The 16,234-nt window shown below is 56.6% G+C and carries 14 protein-coding genes; 5 read left to right on the top strand and 9 right to left on the bottom strand.

All coding sequences use genetic code 11. The features are described 5' to 3' along the window. The first annotated feature begins 52 nt into the window (after positions 1-52). Together LZP73_RS12640 and LZP73_RS12645 are read left to right on the top strand one after the other, a co-directional pair. Positions 53-3,256: a mechanosensitive ion channel domain-containing protein gene (locus LZP73_RS12640; protein ID WP_234235378.1), complete on the top strand. Its 3,204-nt coding sequence runs from the start codon at positions 53-55 to the stop codon at positions 3,254-3,256. Between the two features lie 25 nt (positions 3,257-3,281). After that, positions 3,282-4,016 carry a glycerophosphodiester phosphodiesterase gene (locus LZP73_RS12645; RefSeq protein WP_234235379.1) on the top strand — a complete coding sequence of 245 codons (735 nt, stop codon included), beginning with the start codon at positions 3,282-3,284 and terminating at the stop codon, positions 4,014-4,016. A 13-nt stretch (positions 4,017-4,029) separates the two neighbouring features. On the opposite strand, the gene LZP73_RS12650 is transcribed toward LZP73_RS12645, so the two are convergent. Next, positions 4,030-4,362 carry a DUF3392 domain-containing protein gene (locus tag LZP73_RS12650; RefSeq protein WP_234235380.1) on the bottom strand — a complete coding sequence of 111 codons (333 nt, stop codon included), beginning with the start codon at positions 4,360-4,362 and terminating at the stop codon, positions 4,030-4,032. Between the two features lie 49 nt (positions 4,363-4,411). On the opposite strand from LZP73_RS12650, the gene LZP73_RS12655 reads away from it, so the two are divergent. Beyond that, entirely contained in the window at positions 4,412-5,338 is a 927-nt protein-coding gene (locus tag LZP73_RS12655; RefSeq protein WP_234235381.1) for a D-2-hydroxyacid dehydrogenase, read from the top strand. Positions 5,339-5,628: 290 nt separating this feature from the next. Beyond that, positions 5,629-5,820, top strand: coding sequence for a bacterioferritin-associated ferredoxin (locus LZP73_RS12660; protein WP_169564009.1), 192 nt, complete (start codon positions 5,629-5,631; stop codon positions 5,818-5,820). An 89-nt stretch (positions 5,821-5,909) separates the two neighbouring features. Here LZP73_RS12660 and parC read toward each other — a convergent pair whose 3' ends face one another. The 7 genes from parC to nudF are packed head-to-tail and all read right to left on the bottom strand — an operon-like array spanning position 5,910 to position 13,875. Further along, complete coding sequence (gene parC / locus LZP73_RS12665; RefSeq protein ID WP_234235382.1) at positions 5,910-8,177, bottom strand: DNA topoisomerase IV subunit A; 2,268 nt, start codon at positions 8,175-8,177, stop codon at positions 5,910-5,912. Continuing rightward, positions 8,170-9,339 (bottom strand): PQQ-dependent sugar dehydrogenase, encoded by a 1,170-nt coding sequence (locus tag LZP73_RS12670; RefSeq protein WP_234235383.1) that lies wholly within the window; start codon positions 9,337-9,339, stop codon positions 8,170-8,172. The genes parC and LZP73_RS12670 overlap by 8 nt, the downstream gene beginning before the upstream one ends. 51 nt (positions 9,340-9,390) lie before the next feature. After that, the gene (gene parE / locus LZP73_RS12675; RefSeq protein ID WP_234235384.1) at positions 9,391-11,277 is read right to left on the bottom strand and encodes a DNA topoisomerase IV subunit B; all 1,887 of its coding nucleotides are present in this window, start codon (positions 11,275-11,277) and stop codon (positions 9,391-9,393) included. A 55-nt stretch (positions 11,278-11,332) separates the two neighbouring features. Beyond that, positions 11,333-11,908: a YqiA/YcfP family alpha/beta fold hydrolase gene (locus tag LZP73_RS12680; protein ID WP_234235385.1), complete on the bottom strand. Its 576-nt coding sequence runs from the start codon at positions 11,906-11,908 to the stop codon at positions 11,333-11,335. A gap of 42 nt (positions 11,909-11,950) precedes the next feature. After that, positions 11,951-12,790, bottom strand: a complete 840-nt coding sequence (gene cpdA / locus LZP73_RS12685; RefSeq protein WP_234235386.1) for a 3',5'-cyclic-AMP phosphodiesterase — start codon at positions 12,788-12,790, stop codon at positions 11,951-11,953. Positions 12,791-12,805: 15 nt separating this feature from the next. Next, the gene (locus tag LZP73_RS12690; RefSeq protein WP_169564003.1) at positions 12,806-13,243 is read right to left on the bottom strand and encodes a DUF1249 domain-containing protein; all 438 of its coding nucleotides are present in this window, start codon (positions 13,241-13,243) and stop codon (positions 12,806-12,808) included. A gap of 20 nt (positions 13,244-13,263) precedes the next feature. Continuing rightward, positions 13,264-13,875: an ADP-ribose diphosphatase gene (gene nudF / locus LZP73_RS12695; RefSeq protein ID WP_234235387.1), complete on the bottom strand. Its 612-nt coding sequence runs from the start codon at positions 13,873-13,875 to the stop codon at positions 13,264-13,266. 242 nt (positions 13,876-14,117) lie between these two features. On the opposite strand from nudF, the gene tolC reads away from it, so the two are divergent. Beyond that, complete coding sequence (gene tolC, locus LZP73_RS12700; RefSeq protein WP_234235388.1) at positions 14,118-15,434, top strand: outer membrane channel protein TolC; 1,317 nt, start codon at positions 14,118-14,120, stop codon at positions 15,432-15,434. A gap of 64 nt (positions 15,435-15,498) precedes the next feature. Here tolC and LZP73_RS12705 read toward each other — a convergent pair whose 3' ends face one another. Continuing rightward, positions 15,499-16,233 (bottom strand): TIGR04219 family outer membrane beta-barrel protein, encoded by a 735-nt coding sequence (locus LZP73_RS12705; protein WP_234235389.1) that lies wholly within the window; start codon positions 16,231-16,233, stop codon positions 15,499-15,501. Between the last annotated feature and the right edge of the window lies 1 nt (position 16,234).

The raw sequence follows: 16,234 nt of genomic DNA on the forward strand, positions 1-16,234 counted from the left end.
CGGCCAAGTTGGCTAAGATGGACAGTCTCCCGTCCTGAAGCTCATACCTTATATGCTGCGTATTTTCCTGTTTATTATTCTTTTTTCCTCCTTCGCTTCCGTGGCCAGCCCAGTTCTCTCGCTCAACAATCGCTTAGGAGTGCAACCCCAGGCCGAGCCGCAGAAGCCGACCACCAAGGAACAACTCGATGAGCTGAAACTCGGCATAGACAGCCTGGCGAACAAGGCGACCCAATATCAGCAGGTCCAACTGAATTTCGAGCGCCATAAGCAGGCGCTGCTGACCCAGTTGCAGCAGGCCGCGGCCCAGCTTCCGCTGGACAAAGAAGTGGAACTCAACCAACAAGTCTCCATGGCGCATTTTCGCCTGTCGGAGCTCAAGGAGAGTGAAGCCCAGTTGAGTCAGCAAGTCGCCGAGCTGCTGCAGCGCCACAACAACCTGCCAGGTGTCATCTCCAAGGCCAGACAGGCGCTGACCCAACATCAGAAGACAGAGCTGGCCCCGATAGACACCCCCAAGGGTCAGGTGCAGCAGGCGCAGCGATTATTGTACGAACAGAGCCTGGCGACGGACGAAGCCGAGCTGGCCAGCAGCCAGAAGCGTATCGAGCTGGCACAGCTGCAATTGCAGCTGCTGCGTCAGCAATTGCTCCAGCAAGAAACTCAGATTGAGACACTCAACAAGGTCATGAGTGAAAAACGGCAGCAACAGACAGAGGCGACCCTGGCCGACAATCTGCAACCCAGCGAAGCCGGCGCCGATCCCCTGAGCCAACAACTCAGCGATGCCAACCAGCTCTATGGCCAGAAGCTTCAGACCCTGACGCTGCAGATAGGCAATGCCATAGAACAGCAGGAAGACACTGAGAAACAGTACCAATCCCAGTCGCAGCAGTTGACCAATATCCAGGAACAGATCACCTGGGTGAAAATGAACTCGGCCTTCGGCGAGCGTTTCCTGCAGATGCTGCAATCCCTGCCCAAACCCCCGAGCCAGGAAGGACTGCAGGCCGACATAGCCGACGCCAGGCTGGCCAGATACCATCTGGAACAACAGCACTCGATCAACGAGCAGAGATACGAACAGAGCAATCTGCTCAACGAATTCCAGCTCAAACTGCTCGCCTCCCAGCAGGTGCTGATCGAGCAGCTGCTGCAGGGCTATGATCAATATCTGAACGAGCTGGCCAAACTCAAAGTCAACTTCGAACAACTCAACCAGCTGCACCAAACGCTGAAGAATATCCTCAATGAACACTTATTCTGGGTGCCCAATGCCGCCAGCATAAGCAAGCTCTGGCTGACGGATGTTCACAGCAGCGGCCTCTGGCTGCTGCAACCAGGTCAATGGCAGCAGCTGCAACAAACCTGGGCAGAACAGAATAACTACTGGTCCTGGTGGATCATACTCTTGGTGCTCTGTCTGGTCGCCCAGGATCTGCTGAGCCCGAGATTCAATGCCGCCATGGACGAGTACGCCACCCGCGTAGGTAACGTGACCCAGGACAAGTTCATCTATACCTTCAAGGCCTTGACCGCAACCTTCGGCTACGCCCTGGTCAAGCCCTTCCCCATCATAGTGGCGGGCCTGATCCTGTACGCCTCGGAGCGCAACTCGGTCCAGGCTGTCGGCATGGGCACACTCGCCATCGGCCTCATCTATCTGCTGCACCGGCTTACCCGGCTGCTGGCGTCGGAGAAAGGCGTGATGGTGGGCCACTTCAAGTGGCCACGTGAGGTGTTGCAGCTGGGGCAGCTCAGGTTCAGGAAGTTCGTCCTGGTCGCCAGCCCCTTGATCTGGGTGATGGGCTTCACCGAAGTGCTGGATGCGTCCCTGGTGCGCAACAGCATAGGCCGCGGAGCCTTCATCCTCTTCTGTCTGGTGTTATTCCTGCTCTATAAAGACATGCTGCTCCTGTCCAAGCAGCATAATGAACCCCAACAGGATGGCAAGAATAAACAACTGCTGCAGAAGCTGTTGTGGAGCGGCCTGATATTCGTGCCCCTGGTGAGCGCTGTGCTGGCCATCCGCGGCTATTACTTCACCGCGTTCCAGATGTTGCTGCAACTGCAGCTCTCTTTCCTGCTGGGATTGAGCTTCCTGCTGCTGTATCAACTGATCCGCCGCTGGATGCTGATAGAGCACAGGCGCATCGCCTTCGATCGCGCCAAGGCGAAACGGGCCGAACGCCTGGCGCAGCGGGATAAGGGGGAGATTCAGGGCGGGATCAACGAAGCGGCGGACAGCTATGAGGAACCTGTGGTCGATCTCGACACCATCTCCAGCCAGTCACTGGGCCTGGTGCGCTCCCTGTTGCTGCTGGCCTTCCTCATCAGCCTGATCGGCCTCTGGACCCAGACCCACACGGCGCTGTTTTCCTTCCTGGATGGCATCAGCCTCTGGACCAGCAGTGCCATGGTCAACGGCATGGAACAGACCCTGCCTATCACCCTGAAGTCTCTGCTGTTTGCCATAGTCATTGTCGGCTTCTCCATGATGATAGCCACCAACCTGCCGGGCTTGCTGGAACTGGTGCTCTTGCAAAGGTTGGATCTCAGCCCGGGAACCGGCTTTGCCATCACCACAGTCAGTCGCTATCTGGTGGTCTTCTTCGGCCTGTTGGTGGGCTTTTCGACCCTGGGGATGGAATGGTCCAAACTCCAGTGGCTGATCGCAGCCCTGTCGGTCGGTTTAGGTTTCGGCCTGCAGGAAATTTTCGCCAACTTCATCTCGGGTCTCATCATATTGTTCGAGAAGCCGGTGCGCATCGGCGACACAGTCACCATACGCGAGCTCACGGGTACGGTCAGCAAGATCCAAATCCGCGCCACCACCATCATAGACTGGGACAGGAAGGAGATCATAGTCCCCAACAAGGCCTTCATCACGGAGCAGCTGATCAACTGGTCCCTGTCGGATCCCATCACCCGGGTGATAGTCTATGTCTCTGTGGCCCGGGATTCGGATCCCGCCAAGGTCGAGGCCTCGCTCTATCAGGCGGTGCGTGAATGCCAGGACGCCCTACAGACCCCTGAGCCCGAGGTCTGGTTTGCCGGCTTCGGCAAGCACACCCAGGACTATGAGGTCAGGGCCTATGCCAAGGAGATGGCGTCGCGCTGGCCGCTGCGCCACGATCTGCATAAGAGGATCACCAGAAAGCTCAAGGAAAACCAGCTGGAACTGGCCTACCCACAGATGGAAATCCATATTCACAACGGCCAGCAAAGAGACACCGCCAGCCTGATCAGAAGCTGACGGCAAACAGAAACAGGATGATGAGATGCTGATATTTGCCCATAGGGGGGCCAGCGGTTACGCCCCGGAAAATACCCTGGCCGCGATGGAAAAGGCATTGGCGCTGGGCGCCGAGGCGATCGAGCTGGATGTCCACAATGTCGCCGGCGAGCTGATGGTATTCCATGACCGCCGGCTCGAAGGCAAGAGTTCGGGCAAGGGGCTTATTCACCTAACGAGCCGGGCCGAGCTGGCCGGTATCAGGGTGGGCGGCGAGCCTATTCCCAGCCTGTGGCAAGTGTTGGAGTTGGTTGGGGGGCGTTGCATCATCAACATAGAATTGAAAGGCATAGACACAGTCACGCCCTTCCTGGCGCTCTACCCCAAGGCGCTGACCGAGCTGGGATATAAATCCGAGCAGCTGCTGATCTCCTCCTTCAACCACCCTTACCTGCAACAGGTCAAACAGGCATTGCCCCATGCCAGGGTGGCGCCCCTGCTTGCCGGCATTCCCCTGGACAAGGCGAGCATCGCCAGCCAGCTGAATGCCTTCTCACTGCACCTGGATATCGCCTTCATCGACAGGGCCCTGATCGAGGATGCCCATGCCAGGGGCGTGCGCGTCTATGTCTATACTGTGGACGATGGCGATGATATCAGGGCGCTGCAGCAGCTGGGGGTCGACGGCATCTTCAGCAACTATCCGGACCGCGCCGCCGAGGCACTTGCCAAGAGCCAGGCAAACAGGCATGGCCAGGATTACAGCCACTGGTTCGAATAGGCCGGGTAAACAATTACACCTGACGATTGCGTTGGGCCCAGGCACCGACAAACAGGAAGGCGGCAACCACCAGCAGCAACATCCAATAGGATGGCATGTGCGCCAGTTTCCGCGCCAGCCAGGGGCTCAGGGTCACTATCAAGATGCCGTAACCGAAGGCATTGACCAACACGAAGATCAGAGTGCGCAGCGTGAAGGAGCGCCCCGCCAGGTTGCGGCGCAACAACCTATTGATGTCGGCGCCGAAGACCACTATCAGGCAGGCGACCATGGCGGTGGCTATCTCGTTGAGCCAAGGGTGCAGCATGGCCCCCATGCGGGAAAGAAACCCTAGGATGCTATCCATAAATACTCGATATAATTGAGAAATAACGCCAAGGATACGGGGAGAAAGTATGAGACACAAGTTACTCTTGTTAACCCGGGAGAATAGCCGTTACCGCCAGTTGCTGGCCGCCAGCCCGCTTCCCGGACTGACACTGCTGGGGGACGATCCCCTGAGCATCCAGGAAGCCGACATCTGGTTGGCCGAACCCGCACTCGCCGCCCCCCTGCTGGCCCATGCCAGAGACTTGCGCTGGCTGCAATCCACCTTCGCCGGTGTCGATGCCCTGACGAAACCCAGACAGAGACGCGACTACCAGCTGACCAATATCCGCGGCATCTTCGGCCCGCTGATGAGCGAGTACCTGTTCGGCTACCTGCTGGCGCACCAGAGAGAGCATCTGAAATACAAATCGCAGCAGCAATTGAGACAATGGCTGCCCGGCAGTTACAAGACACTCCAGGGCCAGACCTTGCTCTTGCTCGGCACAGGCTCCATTGCCAGGCATATAGCCCAGACAGCTAAACACTTCGGCATGCGGGTAGTGGGACTGAATCGCAGCGCCACCCAGGTACCCGGGTTCGATGAGGTAGCGACCCTGGACGCGCTGCCACAATACCTGCCCCAGGCCGATGCCATCGCCAGCCTGTTGCCCAGCACCCCAGAGACCCGTGGCCGCCTCAATGCCACTATGCTGGCGTTGCTCAAGCCGGATGCAGTGCTGTTCAACCTGGGGCGGGGCGACGTGCTGGATCTCGACGCCCTCAATCTGCAGCTGGCCGCCAATCCCGAGCAACAGGCGATTCTGGACGTCTTCAATCAGGAACCCCTGCCGGCCGAGCACCCCATCTGGGAGCGCACCAATGCCACCATCACCCCGCATATCGCCGCCCCCAGTTTTCCCGAACAGGTAGTGGACATTTTCACCGCCAACTACCACAAGCTGCTGGCAGGCCAGCCGCTGGCCCATAGGGTCGATTTCGAGCGTGGCTATTGAGACGCTATTCGGGCTGAAAGACAGCCGAGCTACTTTACATTATGCCTCAGCAGCTTAGGCATCAATGCCTGCCCATCTCAGGGCCAGCCTGGTTTTTTCACCCCCTTGGGTTATTCCTTGAACAGCAGATTGGACGCTAAATTATAGCCAATGGTTATTAGTATTGAGAAGTATTCTTATTTATACTTGGCGCCATTCGAGGGAGAGCGCAGCGCCTCCCCATAAGATCCACAGCACGATACAGCAAATGCGGCCAAGCGACAGCCGCGAAACGAGATTGGAGTCACCCTATGTATGTTTGCCTTTGCCATGCGATTACCGATAGCCAGATCAAACAGGCCGTGGGCCAGGGCGACGCATCATTGGCCGACGTGAAGAAGCGTTTAGGGGTCGCCAGCCAATGCGGCAAGTGCGCCAGAATGGCGACGCAGATCATTCAGAACCAACTCGAGATAGAACCCAATTATTACGAAGTGGCCTGAGAACAGACACCTAAGCCGATAGCGCCACTCACGATAGACATAAAAAATGCTGCCATTGGCAGCATTTTTTATGTCTAGGCAATCCCAAATCAGCTTTGGGTTTCGCCATCCCCCAGCTCGACACTGTCGACCCGCTGCAGTCCCCTCGGCAACTTGGCACCGCGGCGGCCACGTTCGCCGCGATAATGCTCGAGATCGCCGGGCTTGAGGGTCAGCTTGCGCTTACCCGCCCACAGAGTCACAGACGTATCGGCCGGCACCAGTTGCAGGTGAGTCAGTAATTCTTCCCGGCTCTTGGCGCGTTCGCCGGGAATGCCTATGATCTTATTGCCTTTGCCCTTGGATAACTGCGGCAGGGCATCCAATGCAAACAGCAGCATGCGGCCTTCGTTGGTGATCGCCAGGATGGAGGTTGCCTTCGCCTTGTCGATGAGCCTGGGAGGCAAGGACCTGGCGTTAGCCGGCAGACTCAAGAGGGCCTTGCCCGCCTTGTTGCGCGACACCATGTCGCCATAGGCGCAGATGAAACCATAGCCGGCGTCGCTGGCCAACAGGAAGCATTGCTCGTCCTCGCCCATCAACACATGCTGCATGCTTTCGCCCGGGGCCATGTTGAAGCGGGTGGTGATGGGCTCACCCTGGCTGCGGGCCGACGGCAAGGTATGACTGTCGGTGGCGAAGGCGCGCCCTGAGGAATCGATGAACAACGCCGCCTGGTTGCTGCGGCCCATGGCGCTGCAGAGGAACTGGTCCCCCGCCTTGTAAGACAGCGCCTGGGCATCAACATCGTGGCCCTTGGCACAACGTACCCAGCCCTTCTCCGACAGCACCACAGTCACGGCCTCGGTCGGCAACAACTCTTGCTCGCTCAGCGCCTTGGATTCATTTCTCAGCACTATCGGCGAGCGCCTGTCGTCACCGAAGGTCTCGCCATCCTGCAGCAATTCTTTCTTGATCAGCGTCTTGAGACGACGATCCGAACCCAGCAAGAGTTCGAGCTTCTGGCGTTCGGCCTCCAGTTCGTCCTGCTCGGCGGTGATCTTGAACTCTTCCAGCTTCGCCAGGTGACGCAGCTTGAGTTCGAGTATCGCTTCGGCCTGTTTGTCCGTCAGCGAAAAACGCGCCATCAGCTCGGCCTTGGGCTCGTCATGGAAACGTATGATCTCTATCACTTCGTCGATATTGAGGAAGGCGATCATCAACGCCTCGAGGATATGCAGCCTGGAGAGCACCTTATCCAAACGGAATTCCAGGCGGCGTCTGACCGTCTCGACCCTGAATTCCAGCCACTCGGTCAGCAGCTGTTTGAGCCCCTTCACCCTGGGGCGACCATCGAGCCCGAGGACATTGAGGTTGACCCTGAAACTCTTCTCCAGATCTGTGGTGGCGAACAGGTGCGCCATCAGTTGCTCACAATCGACGCGATTGGAACGCGGCACCACCACCAAACGCACGGGATTCTCGTGATCCGATTCGTCGCGCAGATCCGCCACCATGGGCAGCTTCTTGGCCTGCATCTGGGCGGCTATCTGTTCCAATATCTTGCCACTGCCGGCTTGGTGCGGCAGTGCTGTGATGATGATCTCACCGTTGTCCAGGCTGTACACGGCGCGCATCTTCAGCGAGCCGCGCCCCGTCTCGTAAATCTTGGCTATGTCGCTCGCCGGGGTGATGATCTCGGCTTCGGTCGGATAGTCGGGTGCCGGCACCAGCTCCATCAGGCGTGGCAGCTCAGTCTTGGGATTATCCAGCAGCTCGACACAGGCGGCCACCAGCTCGCGCACGTTATGGGGCGGTATGTCGGTCGCCATGCCCACGGCTATGCCTGTGATGCCGTTGAGCAATATGTGCGGCAGCCGTGCCGGCAACACCTTGGGCTCTTTGAGGGTGCCGTCGAAGTTGGCGCCCCATTCGACCGTGCCCTGCCCCAGCTCGCTCAACAGGACCTCGGAAAACTTGGACAACTTGGCTTCCGTGTAACGCATGGCGGCGAAGGACTTGGGATCGTCGGGCGCCCCCCAGTTACCCTGGCCGTCCACCAGCGGATAACGGTAAGAGAAGGGCTGCGCCATCAACACCATGGCTTCGTAACAGGCGCTGTCGCCATGGGGATGGTACTTACCCAGCACATCCCCCACGGTACGGGCCGACTTCTTGGGTTTGGACTGGGCCGACAGGCCCAACTCACTCATGGCATAAATAATGCGGCGCTGAACCGGCTTGAGACCATCGCCTATGTGCGGCAGGGCCCTGTCCATGATCACATACATGGAATAGTTCAGGTAAGCCTCTTCGGTAAAGCGCCGCAGCGGCATCTGCTCTACCCCATCCAGACTTAACTCTATCGCATCACTCATTAGTCGATTCCTGTTCTTGTTCCTGGGGTGCAACCGGCTCTATACCCTTGTAATAGAGGCGATACACATTGCCCTTGAGATCGTCCGAAATATACATGGCGCCTCCCGGGGCGTTAATGACGGCGTATGGCCGGGCGACAGGAAACTCGCCATCCAGAAAACTCACCACAGTATGACGGCTAAGCACCTGGTTATCGGCCACATCCAACATGACTATCTGATAACCCACCTTGCTGGAGCGATTCCATGAGCCATTTTCGGCGACGAACAACTGTTGGTGATATTTCTCGGGAAATTGCTTGCCACGGTAGAAGGCCATTCCGGTCGGTGCCACATGGGCCGGCAGCTCGAAGACGGGCGCCGTGACCTTTAAATTCTTCGGCTTGTCGTAGGCCGGCTCTAGCACATCCTTGGCATGCACATAGGGGAAGCCATAATGGGCGCCCTTGATGTCGACCCTGTTGATCTCATCGGCCGGCAAATTATCCCCCATCCAGTCGCGGCCCTTATCGGCGAACCACAACTTGCCGTCAACCGGTGACCAGTCCAACCCGGTCACATCACGTATCCCAGTGGCTATCTGCTCACTGTCGCCCGTGTCTACGTCTATGGCTATGATGCTGCCGAAGGGGGCCGGCGATTCACATACGTTACAGGGGGCGCCGATGGCGACATAGAGACGGCCATCCGGGCCGAAGCGCATCGCCCGGGTGCCTTTGCGGCTCTCTTCCGGCAACTTGCTATAGATCTCTTTGGGCCTGCCGGGACGGCGCAGCCGCTGCTCTATGTCAACGTAGCGCAATATGCGATCTTCTATGGCCACATAGAGATCGCCATCATGGAAGGCAATGGCCTCGGGAGACGTCAGCTCGTCGCTGATGAGATAGCGTTTGTCGACCCGGCCATCCTGATCGCTGTCGACCAGGGCATTGATGCTGCCGCTCTTGCCCGAACCGACAAACAAGGTACCTTCGTCGCCAAGCGCCATGCCCTTGGCATCCCCCAGCTCGGAGGCGTACAAGGTCAAGCCGAAACCTTTGGTGACGGTAATCACTATCGACTGATAGCCGGCATAGGCCTGCCCCGACACCAAGAGAACCAGGGCCAGGCTAGAGCCAAGCCAACGTAAGTTAATATAATTCAGTGCTTTAATAGACAACATTATGATTCTTTGCATGCCTTAATATTATTGTTCTCGGCAGAATGGACAAGGTTAAAGTAACGCCATATCGCCCTTGGTCTCCAACCAGGTCTTGCGATCCGGGGAGCGTTTCTTGGCGAGCAGCATATCCATCAAGGCCAAGGTGTCGTCGGCATCATCGATAGTGAGCTGCACCAGCCTGCGGGTATTGGGATCCATAGTGGTCTCTCTCAGCTGCAGTGGATTCATCTCACCCAAGCCCTTGAAGCGGGTGACCTGTACCTTGCCTTTCTTATTTTCGGCGGCGATCCTGTCCAGGATCCCCAATCTTTCCGCATCGTCCAAGGCGTAAAACACTTCCTTGCCGATATCGATACGGAACAGGGGTGGCATGGCGATATAGACATGCCCCAACTCGACCAACACCCGGTAATGCTTGAGGAATAAGGCGCACAAGAGAGTGGCGATATGCAGCCCGTCCGAATCGGCATCGGCCAGGATGCAAATTTTACCGTATCTTAACTCAGAAATGTCGTTGCTGTCGGGATCGCAGCCTATGGCGACCGAAATATCATGCACCTCCTGGGAGGCCAGCACCTGGGAAGCATCCACCTCCCAGGTATTGAGTATCTTGCCCCGCAGCGGCATGATCGCCTGGAATTCACGGTCCCTGGCCTGTTTGGCACTGCCGCCCGCCGAGTCACCCTCCACCAGGAAGAGCTCGCCGCGCATGGGGTCCTGGCCACTGCAATCGGTCAACTTGCCAGGCAAGGCCGGCCCAGAGGTGACCTTCTTGCGGGCCACCTTCTTGGCCGCCTTGAGGCGTTTCTGGGCATTGTTTATGCACATCTCCGCCAGCGCTTCGGCCAGATCTGTGTGGGAGTTGAGCCAGAGGGAGAAGGCATCCCGCACCAGGCCGGAAACGAAGGCCGCACATTGACGGCTGGAGAGCTTCTCCTTGGTTTGACCGGCAAATTGGGGGTCCTGCATCTTCACCGACAGGATGAACGCCGCCCTGTCCCAGATATCCTCGGGTGACAGCTTGATGCCGCGGGGGATCAGGTTGCGGAATTCGCAAAATTCGCGCATGGACTCCAGCAAGCCCTGGCGAAAACCGTTCACATGGGTGCCGCCCAATGGCGTGGGGATCAGGTTGACATAGCTTTCGGCCAGGCTTTCGCCCCCTTCGGGTAGCCAGGTGATGGCCCAATCTGCGGCCTCCAGCTGCCCCTGAAAACTGCCGACGAAAGGCTCTTCCGGCAACCTCAGGCTATCACTGATGGCGGCCTTCAAATAATCTGTCAGGCCGCTCTCATAGAACCATTCCTGCACTTCACCCGTATGCTTATTGGTGAACTTGATCCTCAGTCCCGGGCATAACACCGCCTTGGCACGCAGCAGATAGATGAGTTTGGTGAGGGAGAAATTGGCCGAGTCGAAATAACTCGCGTCCGGCCAGAAATGCACCCTGGTGCCTGTATTTCGGCGGCCACAGCTGCCGGTGACGCGCAAGTCTTCGACCTTAAAGCCATTTTCAAACGCCATATCATAGACTTGAGCATCACGGCGCACGGTAATTTCCACCCGGCGTGACAGGGCGTTCACCACAGAGATGCCGACCCCATGCAGGCCACCGGAGAACTGATAGTTTTTGTTGGAAAATTTGCCGCCGGCATGCAGCTTGGTGAGGATCAGCTCGACCCCGGGAATGCCTTCCTCCGGGTGAATATCCACCGGCATGCCACGGCCATCGTCCGTGACTTCCAGCGAGTTGTCTGTATGCAAGACGACGTCGATTCGGGTGGCGTGTCCGGCAAGCGCTTCATCGACACTGTTATCTATGACCTCTTGCCCCAGGTGGTTGGGGCGAGTGGTATCTGTATACATACCTGGACGGCGTTTTACTGGGTCGAGTCCATTGAGAACCTCGATGGCGTCGGAGGTGTATTGATTCGTCATAGTCCACACAATAGGTTGTTATTCAGGCCATGGTGCGGCCCTACATGTCTGTTTGTCAAGGCAAGCACAGGAATTGACTCATGCGCTGCAGCTGTTGCTCATACCCCACAAAACTGTGGTCGCCGCCGGCTTCGATATGCAGTTGGCAGCAAGCATACTTATGCAGCGCCTCCCTGTAATCCAATACCTCATCGCCGGTTTGCAAGCATACCAAAAAACGCTCAGGATTACGTATAACCTGGGTATCGAATTGTGCCAGCTGTTGCTTATGCTCGGGCAGGACCCGGTAGCTCTCCCGGGTATAGGGGTTGTATTGGGTGCCGATGAAGTCGTCAAACAAGTCGAAGGGTCTCACCGCCGGGTTGATTAGGGCTGCCCTGCCACCGTAGCGCTCGGCCAGATAGCTGGCGTAATAACCGCCGAGAGACGAGCCTATGTAGGCCAGAGGCTCGCCGGCCTGCACTTGTGTTTCCACCAGCAGACACAGCTCAGCCATCGCCACCTCGGGCGCCGTGGCCAGTTGTGGTTGATAGAAGCGTAACCCTGGATGATGTTGCGCGATAAATTGTGCCGTCACCCTGCCCTTATCCGACAGGGGAGAGCTGTTAAACCCATGTATATAAAGCAGCATATGTCCTCACGCTGCGGTTAATACTAGCTATGTCACGCTAACTCAATAACCGCCGGCTTCAGCATCGGCACGGAAACGATTTCCCGGCACACGATACACTTGGGTGAGAATGCTACCATCCACTCTTAACTCCAGCAAACGATAACCAGGCTGGCGCTCGTCTAAAGTGAATTCCGGCGCCAATGGCGCAAATTGAATGCAACTTGAGGGGGTCGCCAGGAGTTTAATCTGTCCATGGGGTCCCTGGTACTGGCTATCCATGGCCTGGTGCACATGACCCCAGAGCAACGCCTTGACCTGAGGATAGGCAGCTACTCTGGCGAGCAAGTCGGCACCATTGGTCATCCAGTGCTTATCCAGCCAGGCACTGTTGAGCAATACCGGGTTGTGATGCATCACCAGGAGTACATGCCGCGCCGGCTCGGCGGCGATGGCCTGTTCGATCAATTCAAACTGCTCTTCGGCCATGAAACCGCCGGCCTTGCCCGGCACTGTCGAGTCCAGCATCAGTATCTGCCAGCATCCCAGCAAGATGCGTTGTTGGGCGAAGATGCCCTGGTGGCACATATGCGCCGCCATGACGCCGACATCGTCGTGGTTACCGGGTAAATAGTGGCAAGGCAATCCCAGCGGGGTGACCAGCTCGACAAATTGCCGATAGGAGCCAGGGGAATAGTCCTGGCTGATATCGCCGGTCGCGAGCAGCAGCTCTGGCTCATGGTGCGCATTCTGAATACAGTCGAGCACCGCGGTCAGGCTGGCGGCGGTATTGACCCCCAACAGCCGGGTATCAGGGTCGGCAAACAGATGGGGATCTGTGACCTGTACTAAACGCACATTCAGATCATCCGGCACGGAATAAGAGACTGCTGGTTTCAGCACATTGATTACCCAAGGTTAAGACTGGCACACTCGGGGGCGACAACCTATCTTCAATAACTCTTCCAGGAAGGCGTTGACCCGGTACTTTTCATCGCTGTGATGCATATGTTGATTGGGGTAATCATACACCGGCCGCAGGAGGTAAATCTGTTGACCAGTTAACACTTCTGCCAATTTGGCATCGTGATAGACCCTCACCTGCACCCTAGGAGGCGCAAAAAATGCCGAATCAGGCAGTTGCCTGGATATTTCAACCAGTTGAGTATATTTGGTATTTTCCAGCACTCGCACCATAAGCACCCCGAACGCCCCCTCGACCATGCAAGGGGAATCCAGGCTCAGCTGCAGCGGCAGCCATTTCAAAATGTGGCCATAATTGCGACCGCATAGCGCCAGGAAATCGCTCACATTGGGCTGGTATCTGGGTTTATGTCGGGATATCGACTTAGTCACCTCAGGCTTTCCCCTTCAAGTTAACGGCTTGGGATTAATTGGCGATGATGCAACTCGAGCCATTGCAGCCCTATCACGGTAGAGGCGTTGTCTATCTCGCCGGTTTCCACCTTAGTATACGCTTGCTCACGGCTGAGCACATGTACTCTGATGTCTTCATGCTCCTCCTTGAGGCCATGCAGCCCGGCGGCCTGAGTCGCGTCGATGCTGGCCAGATAGAAATAGAATCGCTCCGAGGTGCCGCCCGGGCTGGCAAGATAGCTATTCACTTCGCGCATCCCGGTTGCCGTCAGGCCTGTCTCCTCCAGCAATTCCCGATGCGCCACTTCCTCCGGCGTCTCCCCCGGCGCTATCATGCCGGCGACCAGCTCCAGCAGCCAGGGGGATTCGGAGGTCGCCAGGGCCGGCAGGCGCACTTGCTCTATCAGCACCACCTGGTCCGTGCTGGCGTCGTAGGGCAAGACCACCACGGCATGACCGCGCTCGAACACTTCGCGGGTCACCACCTCGCTCCAGCCACCGGCGAAGAGTCTATGTTTGAAGCTGTATGCCTCCAGGCTGAAGAAGCCCTGATAGAGGGATTCCTTGCCCAGGACTTGCACATCATTTTTGGTGAATTTAATCAATTTCATCGTCCCATCCCATGGTGTAAATTCCTCTCTATTATCAAAGGAATTTGCCACATAGTTAAAATAAAATCTGTTACACTTCCGAGTTGACTTGAAAAGCCGAGTTTTTTTACTATACCGCTCGTCAAGTTATAGCTGTATCGGGAAGCGTCGGGAAGCGCAAACCGCCTTGGTAAAGGCATTACTTAGTCTTACGAAGTTAACATGTTCCTCCAGCGGGGGATTTTGTCTAATAAGGACAGCAAATGAAATTCAAGATCCGTACTTTATGTGCAGCACTCACTCTGGCTGCCTCAGCCTCTGCAGTACAAGCCGACGATTTATTGCAGATTTACCAGCAAGCCCTGACCAACGACCCTGTATTGCTACAAGCCAAGGCCCAGCGTGATGCCTTGTACGAAAGTATCGAAGAAAATCGCGCACCGCTGTTGCCAACCATCAGCGCCAGCGTGGGTTACGACAAGGCCTGGAAAGACCCGGGAAAAGACACCAGCGGCGTGACCGGCAGAGTGAACTTGGATCAGATCATCTATGATCACAGCGCCTGGGTCGGTTTATCCCTGGCCGAGAAGGCCGCCTCCCAGGCAGATTCTGCCTATGCCTCTGTGCTGCAGAACGTCATCATACGCGTCACTTCGGCCTATTTCGATGTGCTGACGGCCAAAGACAACTATGAGTTTCAGGGTGCCGAGAAACGCGCCATCGAACGCCAGCTGGAACAGACCAAACAAAGATTTGCCGTGGGTTTGACCGCGATCACGGATGTACATGAGGCACAGGCACAATACGACTTAGCCTCGGCGGCAGAAATCCTGGCGGAAAACAACCTGCTCAACAGCTACGAAGCGCTGCGGGAAATCACCGGCATAGATCACCAGAACATAGACATACTGGATACCCAACGTTTCTCCGCCGGTACGCCGGCACCGGCCGCCTCATCCGATTGGATTAAGATAGCCGAAACCAGCAGCCTGGATCTGATGGCCCAGCGCATCGCCAAGGATATCGCCCAGGAAACCATTACCTTGTACAAGGCCGGCCATATGCCGTCATTGAGCTTGAATGCCGGCTACAGCAAGGGCATAGAACAGAAGACGGGCAACGTCGATGATCCTGACTTCGACAACTCCAGCATAGGTGTGACCCTGAGCATCCCTATTTTCCAGGGTTTCAAGGTCAGCTCTCAAGTCAACCAGGCGCAATATCAATATGTTGAAGCGAGTGAAAAGCTGGAGCAGATCCATCGCCGGGTAGTGAAGGATGTACGCAACAACTTCAATAACGTCGGTGCCTCCATCAGTTCGATCCGTGCCTATGAGCAGTCTGTGGTCTCCTCCGAGAGCGCACTGAAGGCCACCCAGGCAGGCTTCGAAGTCGGTACCCGTACCATAGTCGATGTGCTGAACCGCACCCGTGACCTGTACGACTCCAAGCGCAAGCTGTCGGATGCCCGCTACGGTTACATCAATTCTATCATGGCGCTGAAACAAGCCGCCGGCACCCTGAATGAAGATGATGTGCTGGCGATCAACAACGGCCTGAAGACGGCAGAGAAGATGTAACTGCTCTGCTGACATGTCCATAAAAAAACCGCCTCAATGGCGGTTTTTTTTGGCTCGAATTCGGCTAGAAGGCAATTTCCAAACCGGCAAAGTAGCCATCGAACTTCATGTTGGCACTGATGCCAGAGAAACCATTGACGTCAAAGTTGAAGTCGCGGTAGCCGGCACGCACACGATAATCCAGCGCCAGACCATCGAATTCCCATCCCAGACCGACGGCATAATCATAAACGCTGGACTCGTTCAACCCACTCAGCACATCGGCAAAGCCGTACAGCCCCATGCCAGGGATGCCCACCTTGGCGCTGGCATAGCCCATGGTCACACCACTGTCTATGTCCTTCTCTTGCGGATGGCTGTTTTCCACACGAATAGCGCCATGCATCAGCTTGTAGGCCGCACCCAGATCCAGAGACACCAAATCATTGTCCAGCAATTCATAGTACAAGACAAAATCTGTGTTGCTCAGATCTGTGTTGGCCCTGACATCGCCTGTGAAGCTGTCGCCATTGAACATGAAATCGGCGCCGGACATCAGGCCTTTTTCTTCCACCCGGTTCTCACGGATCATGGCATTGGGAATGAAGGGCAACGGATGCTCGACCGCGATCCAGACACTGCCCTGAGCCGATGAGTCGTAGGCAAACTCCTGCTGCTGACCGTTGTCTGCCGAAAAACTGCCACTGGCATCTGCATGCCAATAATCGCCGCCGACTTTAAAGCCAACCAGGGTGGCGGCCTGAATGGAAGTGGCCGCAAAAGAACTCAGCAAAGCAGCGGCAAGGAATGTTTTTTTCATA

Origin of the sequence: Shewanella sp. AS16 (assembly GCF_021412365.1) — a bacterium.
In the GTDB taxonomy this organism is placed as follows: Bacteria; Pseudomonadota; Gammaproteobacteria; order Enterobacterales; family Shewanellaceae; genus Shewanella; species Shewanella salipaludis.

Coding starts and splice junctions, on each gene's coding strand:
- LZP73_RS12640 (WP_234235378.1), top strand. CDS start 53: ATGCTGCGTATTTTCCTGTTTATTATTCTTTTTTCCTCCTTCGCTTCC.
- LZP73_RS12645 (WP_234235379.1), top strand. CDS start 3,282: ATGCTGATATTTGCCCATAGGGGGGCCAGCGGTTACGCCCCGGAAAAT.
- LZP73_RS12650 (WP_234235380.1), bottom strand. CDS start 4,362: ATGGATAGCATCCTAGGGTTTCTTTCCCGCATGGGGGCCATGCTGCAC.
- LZP73_RS12655 (WP_234235381.1), top strand. CDS start 4,412: ATGAGACACAAGTTACTCTTGTTAACCCGGGAGAATAGCCGTTACCGC.
- LZP73_RS12660 (WP_169564009.1), top strand. CDS start 5,629: ATGTATGTTTGCCTTTGCCATGCGATTACCGATAGCCAGATCAAACAG.
- parC (WP_234235382.1), bottom strand. CDS start 8,177: ATGAGTGATGCGATAGAGTTAAGTCTGGATGGGGTAGAGCAGATGCCG.
- LZP73_RS12670 (WP_234235383.1), bottom strand. CDS start 9,339: ATGTTGTCTATTAAAGCACTGAATTATATTAACTTACGTTGGCTTGGC.
- parE (WP_234235384.1), bottom strand. CDS start 11,277: ATGACGAATCAATACACCTCCGACGCCATCGAGGTTCTCAATGGACTC.
- LZP73_RS12680 (WP_234235385.1), bottom strand. CDS start 11,908: ATGCTGCTTTATATACATGGGTTTAACAGCTCTCCCCTGTCGGATAAG.
- nudF (WP_234235387.1), bottom strand. CDS start 13,875: ATGAAATTGATTAAATTCACCAAAAATGATGTGCAAGTCCTGGGCAAG.
- tolC (WP_234235388.1), top strand. CDS start 14,118: ATGAAATTCAAGATCCGTACTTTATGTGCAGCACTCACTCTGGCTGCC.
- LZP73_RS12705 (WP_234235389.1), bottom strand. CDS start 16,233: ATGAAAAAAACATTCCTTGCCGCTGCTTTGCTGAGTTCTTTTGCGGCC.